Below are 14,944 nucleotides of genomic sequence, written 5' to 3' on the forward strand. Positions count from 1 at the left end.
CACGGCCGGCGCGAACAGTGCGCCCGGCCACCTCGGCCCATGCTATCGTGCCCGCCCGTCCTGCCGACCTTTCATCCAGCATGCTGCCGACTTCCCGTACCCTGCGTCTGTCGTTGTATTCCCTGCTGATCATCGCCGGCACGGTCATTGCCGCGACGCTCGCGATGCGCCACGCGGAACGTCAGGCGCTGGAAGAAGACGCCGCCCGCGCCAATCAGCAACTGGGGTTGTACGCCAACTCCTTGCACACCCTGATCGACCGCTATCGCGCCCTGCCCGCCGTACTGGCGCTGGATCCGCAATTGCGTTCGGCCCTGGCCGGCCCGGTCGATGCTGCGCAGCAAGCGGCATTGAATGTGAAGCTGGAAAAGATCAACGGCGCCGCGCAATCCTCGACCCTTGAACTGCTCGATCGCACCGGCCTGGCCGTGGCCGCCAGCAACTGGCGCTTGCCCAGCAGTTACGTTGGCCACAATTACGGCTTCCGCCCCTATTTCAGCCAGACCCGCACCCAAGGCACCGGGCGTTTTTACGCGGTAGGCGTGACCAGCGGCATTCCCGGGTATTTCCTTTCCAGCGCCGTACTTGGCGACAACGACGAGTTTCTCGGCGCGATGGTGGTCAAGCTGGAGTTTCCCGAACTGGAGCGCGAATGGAGCCAGGGCAGCGACACGCTGCTGGTCAGCGATGCACGCGGGATCATCTTTATCGCCAATCAGCCGGGCTGGCGTTATCGCGCCTTGCGGCCGTTGAGCGCTGATGATCTGGCCGAGATCAAAACCACCCGCCAGTACGACAAGCAATCGCTGATTCCGCTGACCCATTTGCCGCTGCGGCGCTTCGATGACAACAGCGATCTGCGCCGGGTCGAAGGTCCACAAGGCACGGCGGACTATCTGTGGGAATCACTGCCGCTGGCGACCGAAGGCTGGACCCTGCACCTGCTGCGTCGTCCGCAAGTGGCCTTCGAGGATTTGCGCAACGCCGCGCTGGCCGCCGCTGGCGTGTGGCTGGCGCTGGTGTTCCTGTTGTTGTTCCTCAATCAGCGCTGGCGGCTGGCCAAGGTCCGTCAGCGCAATCGTGAAGAACTCGAGCGCTTGGTCGAGGAGCGCACCCGCGACTTGCGTACCGCGCAGGAAGGTCTGGTGCAGTCGGCCAAACTCGCCGCGCTGGGGCAGATGTCTGCGGCGCTGGCTCACGAAATCAATCAACCGCTGACCGCCCAGCGCATGCAACTGGCAACCCTGCGCCTGCTGCTCGAACATGGCCGCGTCGATGACGCCTACAAGGCGCTGAAACCGGTGGACGACATGCTCACGCGCATGGCCGCCCTCACCGGCCACCTCAAGACCTTCGCCCGCAAAAGCCCGAGCGGCTTGCGCGAACGTCTGGATCTGGCGACGGTGGTCGATCAATCGCTGCAACTGCTCGATGCGCGACTGCGTGACGAACAGGTCAGTCTGGTCCTGCATCTGACCCGACCGGCGTGGGTGCGCGGTGATGCGATTCGTCTGGAACAGGTGTTGATCAATTTGCTGCGCAACGCGCTGGATGCGATGCAGGGTAAAGCCTGCAAGCGTCTGGAAATCCGTCTGGAGGCTGATGAACAATTGTGGCGGCTGAGCGTCAGCGACAACGGCGGCGGCATTGCCGAGGAACATCTCGGCCAGGTGTTCGATCCGTTCTTTACCACCAAACCGGTGGGTGACGGTCTGGGCCTGGGGCTGGCAGTATCCTTCGCCATCGTGCATGAATCCGGCGGACGCCTGAGCGCCGAGAACGGCGACACTGGCGCGGTGTTCAGCCTGACCCTGCCAATCGATCTGGAGGCACACATCTGATGCTCGACTCGGTGATGGTGGTCGACGATGAAAGCAGCATTCGCAACGCCGTTGAACAGTGGCTGAGCCTGTCGGGGTTTCAGGTGCAATTGTTCAGCCGCGCCGAAGAATGCCTCGCCGCGCTCCCGGAACATTTTGCCGGGGTGATCCTCAGCGACGTGCGCATGCCCGGCATGGACGGTTTGCAATTGCTCGCCGAAGTGCAAAAGCGCGACGCCGATCTGCCGGTGATTCTGCTCACCGGCCATGGCGACGTGCCGATGGCGGTCGAAGCCATGCGCGACGGCGCCTACGACTTTCTGGAAAAACCGTTCAGCCCGGAAACCCTGCTCGGCAGCCTGCGCCGGGCGCTGGACAAACGCCGCCTGGTCCTGGAAAACCGCGCCCTGCACGAACTGGCCGACAATCGCGCGAAGCTCGATGCAACATTGCTCGGCGTGTCCCGTGGCTTGCAGACATTGCGTCGGCAAGTGCTGGATCTGGCGACGTTGCCGGTCAACGTGCTGATTCGTGGCGAAACCGGCAGCGGCAAGGAACTGGTCGCGCGTTGCCTGCATGATTTCGGCCCGCGCGCCGGCAAACCTTTCGTGGCGCTGAACTGCGCGGCGATCCCGGAGCAACTGTTCGAGGCCGAGCTGTTCGGCCATGAGAGCGGCGCGTTTACCGGCGCCTCGGGCAAGCGCATCGGCAAGCTGGAATACGCCGATGGCGGCACGCTGTTTCTCGATGAGATCGAAAGCATGCCGCTGGCCCAGCAGGTGAAATTGCTGCGGGTCTTGCAGGAGCAAAAGCTTGAGCGGCTGGGGTCGAACCAGAGCATTCGCGTTGATTTGCGGATTGTCGCGGCGACCAAACCGGACCTGCTCGACGAAGCTCGCGCCGGGCGTTTTCGTGAGGACCTGGCGTATCGCCTGAACGTCGCCGAACTGCGCCTGCCGCCGCTGCGCGATCGCCGCGAAGACATTCCGTTGCTGTTTGAAACCTTCGCCCACAATGCGGCCCAACGTCTGGGCAGAACATTTCCGCCGCTGACAGGCGCGCAGTTGAGCCATCTGCTCAGCCATGACTGGCCGGGCAATGTGCGCGAACTGGCCAACGTCGCGGAACGTCAGGTATTGGGGCTGGATGAACCGGTCGCCGGAATCGATCCGGGGCAATCGCTGGCGGCGCAGCAGGAAGCGTTCGAAGCGCAATGCCTGCGCGCGGCGTTGACCCGGCACAAAGGTGATGTCAAAGCCGTGCTCGAAGAACTGCAACTGCCGCGCCGCACGTTCAATGAAAAGATGCAGCGGCATGGGTTGAGTCGGGAGATGTTTCTGGCGGAGTGAGGCAGAGATTTGTGGTGTAGCTGAAATCCATCCCCCTCACCCCAGCCCTCTCCCCCAGGGGGGCGAGGGGGGAGGGAGCCGATCTCCATGCTTTCCCGAATCTGTATTCGACTCGATGTTGCAGGTCGATGTAACCCACCAGAACACCTCGGTCAGTCCCCTCTCCCTCTGGGAGAGGGCTAGGGTGAGGGGCTTTTGATCTTCACGCGGTAAGCGGAAATCCGCTCACTCAGCCCAATCAGTCGGCACAAATCCGCTCACTCTTCCCCGCCACCCCCTCTAAACCGGCCCCTCACCCCTTGGCACACCTCCTGCTATAGCCCTGGCAGGCTGCGTTCCGACGCGCTCCACAAAAACAATTAAACGAAGGATCCTTCAATGGATAACTCCAACGCCCTGCCCCTTGGGTCGGCTGCCGTGCCGGCCAAACCGAGAACCACCGCGAGCCGGATCAAATCGATCTTCAGCGGCTCTGTCGGCAACATGGTCGAGTGGTACGACTGGTATGTGTATGCCGCCTTCTCCCTGTACTTCGCGAAAACCTTTTTCCCCGCCGGTTCCACCACTGCGCAACTGATGAACACCGCAGCGATCTTCGCCGTGGGCTTCCTGATGCGTCCGATCGGTGGCTGGCTGATGGGCATGTACGCCGACAAGGTCGGGCGCAAGAAAGCGCTGATGGCCTCGGTGTACCTGATGTGCTTCGGCTCGCTGCTGATCGCCCTGAGCCCGAATTATGAAACCATCGGCATCGGCGCGCCGATCCTGCTGGTGTTTGCCCGCCTGCTGCAAGGCCTGTCGGTCGGCGGCGAGTACGGCACCTCGGCGACTTATCTGTCCGAGATGGCGACCAAGGAACGTCGCGGCTTCTTCTCCAGCTTCCAGTACGTGACCCTGATCTCCGGGCAGCTCATCGCCCTTGGCGTATTGATCGTGCTGCAAAACATGCTGACCACCGAACAGCTCTACGCGTGGGGCTGGCGCATCCCATTCGCCATCGGTGCGCTGTGTGCGGTCGTGGCGCTGTACCTGCGTCGCGGCATGGAAGAAACCGAGTCGTTCACCAAAAAAGAGAAATCCAAGGAAAGCGCCATGCGCACCTTGATGCGCCACCCGAAAGAGCTGTTGACCGTGGTCGGCCTGACCATGGGCGGCACCCTGGCGTTCTACACCTACACCACCTACATGCAGAAATACCTGGTGAACACGGTCGGCATGAGCATCTCCGACTCGACCACCATTTCCGCCGCCACGCTGTTCCTGTTCATGTGCCTGCAACCGATCATCGGCGGCCTGTCGGACAAGATCGGTCGTCGCCCGATCCTGATCGCGTTCGGCGTGCTCGGTACGATTTTCACCGTGCCGATCCTGATGACCCTGCACACCATCCAGACCTGGTGGGGCGCGTTCTTCCTGATCATGGCGGCGCTGATCATCGTCAGCGGCTACACCTCGATCAACGCGGTGGTCAAAGCCGAATTGTTTCCGACCGAAATCCGCGCCCTGGGCGTTGGCCTGCCGTACGCGCTGACCGTGTCGATCTTCGGCGGCACTGCCGAATACATCGCGCTGTGGTTCAAGAGCATCGGCATGGAAACCGGTTACTACTGGTACGTCACCGCGTGCATTGCCGTGTCGCTGCTGGTGTACATCACCATGAAAGATACCCAGAAGCACTCGCGGATCGTCACTGACTGATCGCACCGCATCGCTGGCAGGCCACAAAATCTGTGTCCTGCCACGAACCCTACGGGGTCTCGCGTCTGGCTGGAAATATGCGCTGGGTCCTTGCACTATGGCTGCATCCGAATGCAGCTCAGGAATCCGCTCCCCATGCCCGATGACATCCACTTCTACGAACCCGCCAACGGCCACGGCCTGCCTCACGATCCGTTCAACGCCATCGTCGGCCCGCGCCCCATCGGCTGGATTTCCTCGCAGGATGCCGAAGGCCGGCTCAATCTCGCGCCGTACAGTTTCTTCAACGCTTTCAACTACGTGCCGCCGATCATTGGTTTTTCCAGTGTCGGGCGCAAAGACAGTCTGAACAACATCGAGCAGACCGGTGAGTTCGTCTGGAACCTCGCCACCCGCCCGTTGGCCGAGCAGATGAACCAGAGCTGCGCGATGGTCGCGCCTGAGGTCAACGAGTTTGAACTGGCGGGGCTGACGACCGTGGCGTCAAAGGTGATTTCGGTCCCCCGGGTCGCCGAGAGTCCAGTGTCCTTCGAGTGCAAGGTCACGCAGATCATCCAGCTGCAACGCGCCGATGGCGAAACCGTGCCGAGCTGGCTGATCCTCGGCGAGGTGGTCGCGGTGCACATCGCCAAATGGCTGCTGAAAGACGGCATCTACGACACCGCCGCCGCACAACCGATTCTGCGCGGCGGCGGGCCGGCGGATTATTTCCAGCTGGGGCCTGAGGCGCTGTTCAAAATGTGGCGCCCCGGGGCGCAGAAGTAATTACCAGATCAGCTCGGCGTCATCAGTGACGCCCTTGAGCTTGTCCAGTTCGTTGATGGCTGCGTCATCGGCAGCAATGGCGCCAGGAAACACCTGCTCATTGAGCAATTTGTGAAAGCGTGGGGCGCCGCCATCGACCAGGGCTTTGACCGCGATCGCCGCGTAATAACCCTTGTTGCCGCCCAGCTCGACGGGGACGACTGCGGAGACTGCTTCGAAGCGTTCAAACTCTTTACGTGCCATGTCGCGGATCCTGGCTCAATCAAATAAGCCGGACATTAAACCCTCAACCGGCGAGTTTGTGTATCGGCGCCGCGCATTGACCGAGGGCCTGCGCGGCGGAAACGTCCCTGAAGGTGTGGAAGTCGAGGCTGTTGACCACCAGGTCCTGGACCAGCTCGGCGAAGACTTCCATCGACGGACTGTTGAAATACGCCGTCATCATTTGCTGACTGCTCCAGTAGCCGCTGACCAGCCACAGGTCGGCGTCGCACTGCGATTGTTGCAAGGAAAAACTCAGGCAGCCGGGCGCCGCGCGCGAGACCTCGATCAAAGCGCTCAGGCGCACACCGAGTTCCGCCGAGCGCCCGGCCTGGGCACGAACGAAGGCCATATGACTGACAGGCATTTGCTTGGACATGATCAACCCTCCATGAAATCGCGTGGCAGCCGGGGGACGGGCTGCGACTGAAGCAAAGATTAAGGGCCGGGGCGGCTGCCCCGTTAGTCGATTCCTGCCTTCGCGTTGCACAATCCTGCGAGACTGCGCAGACGACCTGTAACAACCTGTAAACCCGCGCAACACGTCTGTCATACGCGTTTTGTGTAGGAGCTGCCGAAGGCTGCGATCTTTGGCTTTTGCCTCGAAGATCAACGGATCGCAGCCTTCGGCAGCTCCTACGGAATCGTATGGCGGGAGGCATGTGCGCACCTGCGGGCAGAATCAGGCAAGCATTTGGCAGAATGTGTCTACCGCCGCCGCTTGCACAAACATATGCTCTGCTGCATTCCCCCTCACTTGCCGAGGATGCCGTGCATGACGTCATTCGATCGTTTTCAAGCCGAACCCAGCGCCGACATGGAAAAACAGCGCGCGGAGCTGGCGGCGATCATCCGCCGCAACACCAGCGACGATGGCAGCTACCAGACCGCCATCGGCTCACTGGTGATGTCGCGTCACACCCAGTCCCATGACTTTGCCCCGGTGCTCGCGCAGCCGGCGCTGTGCATCATGGCGCAGGGGCGCAAAGAGGTCCGCCTGGCCGACGAGTTCTTCAACTACGACCCGCTGAATTATCTGGTGGTGTCGGTTTCGATGCCGCTCAGCGGGCGCGTGGTCAATGTCTCGCCGGAAGAACCGATCCTCGCCGTGCGCCTCGACATTGATCCGACCGAAATCACCGCGCTGATCGCCGACGCCGGCCCGATGGGCGTACCGACGCGGCCGACCGGACGCGGTCTGTACGTGGAAAAAATCGACAGCGCCATGCTCGACGCAGTGCTGCGGCTGGCCCGGCTGCTCGACGCGCCGAAAGACATCGCCATGCTCGCGCCGCTGATTCGCCGGGAGATTCTCTATCGCCTGCTGCGCAGCCCACAGGGCCATCGTCTGTATGAGATTGCGATTGCCAACAGTCAGAGCCATCGCATCAGCCAGGCCATCAAATGGCTCAACGGCAATTTCGAGCAACCGCTGCGCATCGATGATCTGGCGCGGGAAGTAAACCTCAGCGTGTCGACTCTGCATCATCGTTTCAAGGCGATGACTGCGATGAGTCCGTTGCAGTATCAAAAACAGTTGCGCCTGCAAGAGGCGCGTCGGCTGATGTTGACCGAAGGGCTGGAAGCGTCGGCGGCGGGGTATCGGGTGGGCTATGAAAGTCCGTCGCAGTTCAGCCGCGAGTACAGCCGACTGTTTGGTGCGCCGCCGTTGCGGGATCTGGCGCGGTTGCGGCTTTCGGTGTGACTCCATAGAAGCCCCTCACCCTAGCCCTCTCCCAGAGGGAGAGGGAACCGATTGGGGGATATTGGAGAGGTTCAGCGACTTGCGATATCGGTGCTGAATCCGGAATCAGCCAAGCCAGGCCAACCCGGCGTTGGGTTGATGACCTTCAAATCCATAATCGACTCGGTTTTTCAGGTCGACGGAGAACGCAAGACACCTCACCCCAGCCCTCTCCCTCCGGGAGAGGGCTGGGGTGAGGGCAGGCTTCTACACCGCGCGCACGACGTGCTTGATCTCCAAAAACGCCGCCAACCCCCAAGGCCCCAGTTCGCGCCCGACGCTGCTCTGCTTGTAACCGCCCCAAGCCGTCTGCGGGAAGATCACCTGCGGAGCATTGATCCACACCAGCCCCGCTTGCAAGGCATTGGCCACGCGATCTGCTGCGGTGGCATCGCGTGTCACTACGCTCGCGACCAGGCCGAACTGGCTGTCGTTGGCCAAGGCAATTGCTTCAGCCTCGCTGCCGAAACCGCGCACACACACCACCGGGCCGAAAATCTCTTCACGCCATAACGCGCTGTCCAGCGGCACGTCGGTGAACACCGTCGGTTGCAGGAAATAACCGCGCGGCAAATGCGCCGGACGATTGCCGCCACAGAGCAAACGCGCCCCCGCACTCAGGCCGCGATCAATATGCCCAAGCACCCGTTGGTACTGCGCCTGATTGACCAGCGCGCCCATCTCCACGTCCGGATCGAACGGATCGGCCACTCGAATCTCCTCTGCGCGCTTTTGCAGACGCTGAAGAAACTCATCCATCAATTCCTCGGCAACCAGCACCCGACTGGTGGCCGAGCACATCTGCCCGGCGTTGAAGAACGCCCCGCCACAAGCCAGTTCCACCGCCAGATCCAAATCGGCATCCGCCAGCACCAGCAAGGAAGATTTGCCACCCAGCTCCAGGCTCACACCCTTCACGGTTTCAGCAGCGCGTTGCATCACCTGCACACCCACAGCGTTGCTGCCGGTAAAGGAGATCTTGGCGATGCGAGGATCGGCCGACAACGGCGCGCCCACCGCCAGCCCGGTGCCGCAGACCAGATTGAACACGCCGTCGGGCAGCCCGGATGCAGCGATGATCGCGGCCAGTTCCAGCTCCGGCAGCGGCGTCACTTCAGAAGGTTTCAGCACCACGCAGCAACCGGCGGCGAGCGCCGGGGCGAGCTTCCAAGCGGTGGTGACCATGGGGAAATTCCACGGCACGATCAGCCCGACCACGCCGCACGGCTCGCGCCGCAGGCGCGCACTGAAATCATCGCTGGGCAACGGCACGTTGCTGTCCTGACCGGCGTCGAGGCCTTCGGCGAGTTCGGCGTAATAGTCGAAAGTGGCGATCACGTCATCGACATCGATGGCCGCTTCGTACTGCGGTTTACCGTTATTACTCGACTGCAGATTCATCAAGTGATCGCGACCGTTGCGCACGCCGTTGGCAATGTTGCGCAGGATCGCAGCGCGTTCGGCGCCGGTGGTTGTCGACCAGTGTTTGAACGCCTCGGTCGCCGCGCTGATCGCCTGGTCGACGGCCTGTTCGTCGCCGCCATTGACGGTGGTCAGCAGCGCTTCGGTAGCGGGGTTGATCACCCGCAGATGTTCGCGGCCCGACGACCATTGGCCATTGATGTAGAGCCCGTCGAGTGTGGTTGGAAAGCTGATCATTGGGCCACCGCCTGCATCCACTGGTTCTGGTCGATTTCAATCAGCGTCGGGCCTTGCCGGTCCGTCGCTTTACGCAGCGCTGCGCGCAATTCGTCGATGCTGCTGATGGCTTGCGCGGCGCAACCGAGGCCCTTGGCCACGGCGACGAAGTCCGGGGTGTAGATGTCCACGCCAACCGGTTCGATGGCGCGGTTGACCATGTACTTTTTGATCTCCTCGTAACCCTGGTTATTCCACAGCAGCACGATCACCGGCACCCGTGCTTCAACGGCGCTGGCCAGTTCCGGCAGGGTGAATTGCAAGCCGCCGTCACCGATCAGGCACACCACCGGCGGGCGCGCGCCGTTATCGAGTTGTCCACCGAGCCACGCACCGATCGCCGCCGGCAACGCATAGCCGAGGGTGCCGTAACCGGTGGATGCGTTGAACCAGCGACGTGGACGCTCGGGGTTGAAAGTGAGGTTGCCGGTGTACACCGGTTGCGTGGAATCGCCGACGAACACCGCGTCAGGCAGCTCGTGCAACACGGTTTCGAGGAAACGCGTCTGCGCCAGCGTCGGTGCATCCCAGCTCGCCGCCAATTCATTACGCAGGCGCGCGGCGCGAACATGGCCCCAATCATTGCGGCGCTCGGCCAGCGGCTTTTGCGTCAGCGTGCTGAGCAAGGCTTGCGCGGCGTTGCGCGAATCAGCGACCAGTGCGACGTGCGGCGGGTAGTTGCGCACGGTCTGATCGGCATCGATGTCGATGCGCAGCAGCTTGCCGGGAATCTCGAAGCCGCCGGCGAAAGTGACGTCGTAATCGGTCTCGGCCAGCTCCGTGCCGATCGCCAGCACCACGTCGGCTTCAGCGACCAGTGCGCGAGTGGCGACCAGGCTTTGCGTCGAACCGATCAACAACGGATGGCTGGTCGGCAGCATGCCTTTGGCGTTGATGGTCAGCGCCACTGGAGCGTCGAGCAGTTCGGCGAGTCGGGTCAGCTCCGGCGCCGCGTCGATAGCACCGCCGCCAGCAAGAATCAGTGGACGTTGCGCGCTGGCCAGCATTTCGCTCATGCGGCTCACGGCAGCCGGTGCGGCGCCGGCGCGATCGATATTCACCGGCAGGCTGGCGAGCAATTCATCGGCCTCTTCCACCAGCACGTCCAACGGAATTTCGATGTGCACCGGTCGTGGTCGTCCGGCCTGAAACAAGGCAAACGCACGTGCCAGCACCGCCGGCAATTCGGCAGCCGACATCAGCGTGTGCGAGAACGCTGCGACGCCGCCGACCAGTGCGCTCTGGTTCGGCAGCTCATGCAACTTGCCGCGCCCTCCGCCCAACTGACTGCGCGACTGCACGCTGGAGATCACCAGCATCGGAATCGAATCGGCGTAAGCCTGGCCCATGGCCGTGGTGATATTGGTCATGCCCGGGCCGGTGATGATGAAGCACACACCGGGTTTACCGCTGGTACGCGCGTAGCCGTCAGCCATGAACCCGGCGCCCTGTTCGTGGCGAGGCGTGACGTGGTTGATGCTTGAACGCGCGAGGCCTCGGTACAGCTCGACGGTGTGCACACCGGGAATGCCGAACACCTGCTCGACCCCGTAATTTTCCAACAGCCTGACCAGTACTTCGCCGCACGTTGCCATGTTGATTGCCCTTTCATTCACTGAACACTCCCTGTGGGAGCGAGCCTGCTCGCGAATAAGCGGTCCAGCCAACATCCGTGTCGAACCTTGAACCGTCTTCGCGAGCAGGCTCGCTCCCACAGGGTCCGTGGAGTGCCCATTGGAACGGTGCGCAACTGGCAGCAACAATCGATTAAAAGTCATACTAGCCATGTCGCCACGTCATACCTCGGATCGCCATGAAACGCCTGCCACCCCTGCCCGCTCTGCATACGTTCTGGATCACCGCGCAATGCTGCAATTTCACTCGCGCCGCCGAGCAGTTACACATCACTCAGGGCGCGGTGAGCCGGCAGATCGCCGGGCTGGAAGAACAGCTCGGTTATCCGCTGTTCATCCGTCTGGCCCGAGGTCTGGCGCTGACGGCCGAAGGCCGCGAATGGCTGCCACAAGTGGAGAAGGTTTTCGGGCTGATCAGTGAAGCGACCGAGCAGATCGGGCTCAGACACCAGACGTTGCAACTCAAGGCCCCAAGCTGCGTGATGCGTTGGCTGCTGCCGCGTCTGCTGCAATGGCAGAAGGAACGCCCGGACGTGCCGGTGAAACTGACGGCGTCACTGCAACACGGTGTGGATTTCCAGCGCGAGCAATTCGACGCCGCGGTGATCTACGGTCCGCCGCCGGACAATTCGCCAGGCGCACTGCATCTGTTCGACGAGCAACTGACACCGGTCTGCTCGCCGCAACTGCTCAAAGGCTCGCCGGCGCTGAATTCACCAGAGGACCTGCAGGAACACTTGTTATTGCACCCGACCCACGACATTCAGGACTGGTCGGTGTGGCTCGACGCGGCGGGATTGCGACTGGGCAACCTTGGCAGCGGGCAGCATTTCGAAACGCTGGATCAGGCGATGTCGATGGCCTCGCACGGCACGGGGGTGGCGATCGGGGACTGGTCGCTGATTGGTGATGATCTGAACGCTGGACGACTGGTGATGCCGTTTACGTTGAAGGTGAAGACGGGGTTGGCGTATTACGTGGTGGTGCCTGCTGGAGCCGAACCCTCGCCGCAACTTGAGGAACTGATGCTCTGGCTGGTTGAGCAGGCTCATTTGCGCTGAAGCCTCTCCCCTCACCCTAGCCCTCTCCCCAGGGAGAGGGAACTGATTGGGGATACTCAAGAAATTCATCGACCTGACACAGCCACGCCGAATCCATAATCGACACGGTCGTTCAGGTCAATGCGTGACCCAAGACAACTCGGTCGGCTCCCTCTCCCCAGGGAGAGGGAACTGATTGGGGATACTCAAGAAATTCATCGACCTGACACAGCCACGCCGAATCCACAATCGACACGGTCGTTCAGGTCAATGTGTGACGCAAGACAACTCGGTCGGCTCCCTCTCCCCCGGGAGAGGGCTGGGGTGAGGGGAAAAGGCTTGACTCAATACCCGACGGTATAACGCTGCCGCGAATGCTTCGGCGTTTCCACTTCGTCAATCAGCGCAATCGCGTAATCGGCAAATGTGATCCAGCTGCGTCCTTCGGCACTGACCAATAGATGATCCTTGCCGACGCGGAATGTGCCACTGCGCTCACCCTCGACGAACTCCGCCGACGGCGACAGGAAGGTCCAGTCCAGTTCCTGCTCCTGACGCAGCGCATCAAGAAACTCAGCACCTGCGCTCGCCTCGGCTTTGTATTCGGCCGGGAAACCGGCACTGTCGATCACCCGCGTGTCATCCGGCAGCAACAGCGAACCGGCGCCGCCGACCACCAGCAAGCGCTTCACGCCCGCCTGTTTTACCGGTCCGACAATCGCCGAGGCCGGGACGGAGGCGAAATGCGCCGCGCTGATCACTGCGTCGTGACCGGCCACCGCCGCTTGCAACGCTGCCGAATCCAGTACGTCGAGGCTCTTGCTGACGACACCGGCACGGCTGCCGATCTTCGAGGTATCGCGGGCAATGGCGGTGACGCTGTGGCCGCGACGCAGGGCTTCTTCCAGCAATTGGCTACCGGCACGGCCGGTGGCGCCAATGATTGCGATCTTGCTCATGACATTCTCCAGTTGGCTTGAAAAGGCTGCATGTTCAGGTTCGGCTTACCATTGCATCTCGCCCTTGGCGACTTTTGCGCTGAGTTCCAGCGAACTTTCCTCGCCGAGTTGCGGGTAGCGTTTTTTCATCGCCGCGATCAGTGCAGCGGAGTCTTTGGCCTTGGCGGTTTCGGCATCGAAGGCCTTGATGTAATCGGCGGTGAATTTCACGCTGGCCAGCGAGCGGCTGCTGTCACCCAGGTAATGACCGGGCACCACGGTTTGCGGTTTCAGGCTTTCGATGGTGTGCAGGGTGTGCAGCCAATCGGCGTGGGATTGCGCGGTCTGGGTGTCGGCCATCCACACATGAATGTTCTCGGCGACCACTACGCCACCGACCACTGCTTTGAGCGACGGGATCCATACGAAGCTGCGATCCGGTTGCTTGCCGTCGAGGCCGATCACCTGCAATTGCTTGCCTTCGAGGGTCAGGCTGTCGCCCTTGAGCACGTCCGGGACGATGGTTTTCGCCGGCACATCGGCGCCCATTTTCGGCCCCCAGTAGGCCAGTTTGCCGTCGACGGTGTGCTTGATGTGATCGACGGTCGGCTGCGAAGCCAATACTTTGGCTTGCGGGAATGCCTTGGTCAGGGTGTCGAGGCCAAAGTAGTAATCCGGGTCGCCATGGCTGATGTAGATGGTGGTCAATTGCTTGCCGCTGGCGCGGATTTTTTCCACCACTTGCTCGGCCTGGGATTTGCCGAATTGCGCATCGACCAGAATCGCTTCTTTCTCACCGCTGACCAGCACCGAGCTGACCGGGAAAATCGCCTGGGTGCCCGGGTTGTAGACATCAAGGCTCAGCTCGGCAGCGGATGCATGGGCGGCAAAGCCGAAAAATGCTGCGGCGAGCAGAACGCGTTTGAAGGGGGTGAAGCCGATCATGTGTTGCTCCGGATTGCGAATGCCAGTCTGGCGATGCAACAGAGCTTAGTTGCCAGACTCAGTACAAAAAATGCGATGCTTGGACATAGTTTGTTTCTGAAAGCGGGCAAATCATGGATCGGCTTCAAGCAATGCGGGTATTCGTCACGGTCGTGGACCTGGGCAGCCAGTCGGCGGCGGCCGACCACCTCGACCTGTCGCGGCCGGTGGTGTCGCGCTATCTGGCGGAGCTGGAAGACTGGGTCGGTGCGCGACTGATGCACCGCACCACGCGCAAATTGAGCCTGACCGCCGCCGGCAGCGAAATCCTCCCGCGCTGCCGGCAGATGATCGACCTGTCGCACGACATGCAGGCCGCCGTCAGCGAACCCCATGAAGCGCCGCGCGGACTGCTGCGGATCAGCGTCAGCACCTCGTTTGGCCAAGCGCAACTGGCCGATGCGGTCGCGGCGTACGTCAGGCTTTACCCCGGCGTGAGCATCGATCTGCAAATGCTCGACCGCACGGTGAATCTGGTCGATGAACGCATCGATCTGGCGATTCGCACCAGCAATGATCTTGATCCGAATCTGATCGCCCGGCGCCTGACCGTGTGCCGCTCGGTGGTCTGCGCAGCACCGGCGTATCTGCTTGAGCATCCGGCGCCGTTGCGGGTGGAGGAACTGAGCCGACACAACTGCCTGACTCATTCCTATTTCGGCAAGAGCCTGTGGCATTTCGAGGAGGATGGCGAACCGGTTTCGGTGCCGGTGCAGGGCAATATCAGCGCCAACGAGGCCAGCACCCTCCTGCGCGCAACCCTGGCCGGCGCGGGCGTGGCGATGCTGCCGAGCTACCAGGCTGGCGTGCATATTCACAGCGGCGAACTGCTGCGTTTGCTGCCACACGCAGAACCGCGCCAGATGAATATCTACGCGGTGTACGCCTCACGCAAACACATGCCGGCGGCACTGCGCAGCATGCTCGACTTTCTTGTGCAGCGCTTTCCCGAGGCCCCGGCCTGGGATGCCGGCCTGTAAACCCGATCCCTTGTGGGAGCGAGCCTGCTCGCG

At 61.9% G+C, this 14,944-nt stretch carries 13 protein-coding genes; 7 read left to right on the top strand and 6 right to left on the bottom strand.

Features of this window, described 5'->3' with window-relative positions:
- The first annotated feature begins 80 nt into the window (after positions 1–80).
- From AB4O45_RS07105 to AB4O45_RS07120, 4 genes are all read left to right on the top strand, one after another.
- The gene (locus AB4O45_RS07105; protein WP_460161501.1) at positions 81–1,841 is read left to right on the top strand and encodes an ATP-binding protein; all 1,761 of its coding nucleotides are present in this window, start codon (positions 81–83) and stop codon (positions 1,839–1,841) included.
- Positions 1,841–3,169, top strand: coding sequence for a sigma-54-dependent transcriptional regulator (locus AB4O45_RS07110; protein WP_252882587.1), 1,329 nt, complete (start codon positions 1,841–1,843; stop codon positions 3,167–3,169). The genes AB4O45_RS07105 and AB4O45_RS07110 overlap by 1 nt, the downstream gene beginning before the upstream one ends.
- Before the next feature lie 378 nt (positions 3,170–3,547).
- Positions 3,548–4,867 (top strand): MFS transporter, encoded by a 1,320-nt coding sequence (locus AB4O45_RS07115; protein ID WP_024014128.1) that lies wholly within the window; start codon positions 3,548–3,550, stop codon positions 4,865–4,867.
- Positions 4,868–5,002: 135 nt separating this feature from the next.
- A complete protein-coding gene (locus AB4O45_RS07120; protein WP_071173402.1) occupies positions 5,003–5,632 on the top strand; it encodes a flavin reductase family protein in 630 nt (209 codons plus the stop codon).
- Here the strand turns inward: AB4O45_RS07120 and AB4O45_RS07125 are convergent, their stop codons facing one another.
- Positions 5,633–5,875 (bottom strand): hypothetical protein, encoded by a 243-nt coding sequence (locus AB4O45_RS07125; protein WP_041479831.1) that lies wholly within the window; start codon positions 5,873–5,875, stop codon positions 5,633–5,635. It lies immediately after the preceding gene.
- 43 nt (positions 5,876–5,918) lie between these two features.
- Positions 5,919–6,272: a putative quinol monooxygenase gene (locus tag AB4O45_RS07130; RefSeq protein ID WP_056789930.1), complete on the bottom strand. Its 354-nt coding sequence runs from the start codon at positions 6,270–6,272 to the stop codon at positions 5,919–5,921.
- A gap of 396 nt (positions 6,273–6,668) precedes the next feature.
- Between AB4O45_RS07130 and AB4O45_RS07135 the strand changes: the two genes are divergently transcribed.
- Positions 6,669–7,598, top strand: a complete 930-nt coding sequence (locus AB4O45_RS07135) for an AraC family transcriptional regulator (protein ID WP_016773445.1) — start codon at positions 6,669–6,671, stop codon at positions 7,596–7,598.
- A gap of 246 nt (positions 7,599–7,844) precedes the next feature.
- Here AB4O45_RS07135 and AB4O45_RS07140 read toward each other — a convergent pair whose 3' ends face one another.
- Both AB4O45_RS07140 and AB4O45_RS07145 read right to left on the bottom strand, forming a co-directional pair.
- On the bottom strand, positions 7,845–9,296 hold the full coding sequence (locus AB4O45_RS07140) for an aldehyde dehydrogenase family protein (RefSeq protein WP_460161244.1): 1,452 nt from the start codon (positions 9,294–9,296) through the stop codon (positions 7,845–7,847).
- A complete protein-coding gene (locus tag AB4O45_RS07145) occupies positions 9,293–10,930 on the bottom strand; it encodes a 5-guanidino-2-oxopentanoate decarboxylase (protein WP_460161245.1) in 1,638 nt (545 codons plus the stop codon). Before AB4O45_RS07145 ends, AB4O45_RS07140 begins: the two co-directional genes overlap by 4 nt.
- Before the next feature lie 218 nt (positions 10,931–11,148).
- On the opposite strand from AB4O45_RS07145, the gene AB4O45_RS07150 reads away from it, so the two are divergent.
- The gene (locus tag AB4O45_RS07150) at positions 11,149–12,030 is read left to right on the top strand and encodes a LysR substrate-binding domain-containing protein (protein ID WP_460161246.1); all 882 of its coding nucleotides are present in this window, start codon (positions 11,149–11,151) and stop codon (positions 12,028–12,030) included.
- 323 nt (positions 12,031–12,353) lie between these two features.
- Here AB4O45_RS07150 and AB4O45_RS07155 read toward each other — a convergent pair whose 3' ends face one another.
- Together AB4O45_RS07155 and AB4O45_RS07160 are read right to left on the bottom strand one after the other, a co-directional pair.
- Positions 12,354–12,968: an NAD(P)-dependent oxidoreductase gene (locus AB4O45_RS07155; protein ID WP_041479836.1), complete on the bottom strand. Its 615-nt coding sequence runs from the start codon at positions 12,966–12,968 to the stop codon at positions 12,354–12,356.
- 45 nt (positions 12,969–13,013) lie between these two features.
- Positions 13,014–13,892: an MBL fold metallo-hydrolase gene (locus AB4O45_RS07160; protein ID WP_056789950.1), complete on the bottom strand. Its 879-nt coding sequence runs from the start codon at positions 13,890–13,892 to the stop codon at positions 13,014–13,016.
- Between the two features lie 113 nt (positions 13,893–14,005).
- Here AB4O45_RS07160 and AB4O45_RS07165 point away from each other — a divergent pair, with 113 nt between their 5' ends.
- Positions 14,006–14,911 carry a LysR family transcriptional regulator gene (locus AB4O45_RS07165; protein ID WP_460161247.1) on the top strand — a complete coding sequence of 302 codons (906 nt, stop codon included), beginning with the start codon at positions 14,006–14,008 and terminating at the stop codon, positions 14,909–14,911.
- The last annotated feature ends 33 nt before the right edge of the window (positions 14,912–14,944 follow it).

It is taken from the genome of Pseudomonas sp. S2_B10, assembly GCF_054668425.1.

What these genes read in the sequence shown, in the direction of transcription:
- AB4O45_RS07155 (WP_041479836.1), bottom strand. Translation starts at nt 12,968, where the DNA reads ATGAGCAAGATCGCAATCATTGGCGCCACCGGCCGTGCCGGTAGCCAA.
- AB4O45_RS07120 (WP_071173402.1), top strand. Translation starts at nt 5,003, where the DNA reads ATGCCCGATGACATCCACTTCTACGAACCCGCCAACGGCCACGGCCTG.
- AB4O45_RS07135 (WP_016773445.1), top strand. Translation starts at nt 6,669, where the DNA reads ATGACGTCATTCGATCGTTTTCAAGCCGAACCCAGCGCCGACATGGAA.
- AB4O45_RS07160 (WP_056789950.1), bottom strand. Translation starts at nt 13,892, where the DNA reads ATGATCGGCTTCACCCCCTTCAAACGCGTTCTGCTCGCCGCAGCATTT.
- AB4O45_RS07105 (WP_460161501.1), top strand. Translation starts at nt 81, where the DNA reads ATGCTGCCGACTTCCCGTACCCTGCGTCTGTCGTTGTATTCCCTGCTG.
- AB4O45_RS07165 (WP_460161247.1), top strand. Translation starts at nt 14,006, where the DNA reads ATGGATCGGCTTCAAGCAATGCGGGTATTCGTCACGGTCGTGGACCTG.
- AB4O45_RS07130 (WP_056789930.1), bottom strand. Translation starts at nt 6,272, where the DNA reads ATGTCCAAGCAAATGCCTGTCAGTCATATGGCCTTCGTTCGTGCCCAG.
- AB4O45_RS07110 (WP_252882587.1), top strand. Translation starts at nt 1,841, where the DNA reads ATGCTCGACTCGGTGATGGTGGTCGACGATGAAAGCAGCATTCGCAAC.
- AB4O45_RS07145 (WP_460161245.1), bottom strand. Translation starts at nt 10,930, where the DNA reads ATGGCAACGTGCGGCGAAGTACTGGTCAGGCTGTTGGAAAATTACGGG.
- AB4O45_RS07125 (WP_041479831.1), bottom strand. Translation starts at nt 5,875, where the DNA reads ATGGCACGTAAAGAGTTTGAACGCTTCGAAGCAGTCTCCGCAGTCGTC.
- AB4O45_RS07140 (WP_460161244.1), bottom strand. Translation starts at nt 9,296, where the DNA reads ATGATCAGCTTTCCAACCACACTCGACGGGCTCTACATCAATGGCCAA.
- AB4O45_RS07150 (WP_460161246.1), top strand. Translation starts at nt 11,149, where the DNA reads ATGAAACGCCTGCCACCCCTGCCCGCTCTGCATACGTTCTGGATCACC.
- AB4O45_RS07115 (WP_024014128.1), top strand. Translation starts at nt 3,548, where the DNA reads ATGGATAACTCCAACGCCCTGCCCCTTGGGTCGGCTGCCGTGCCGGCC.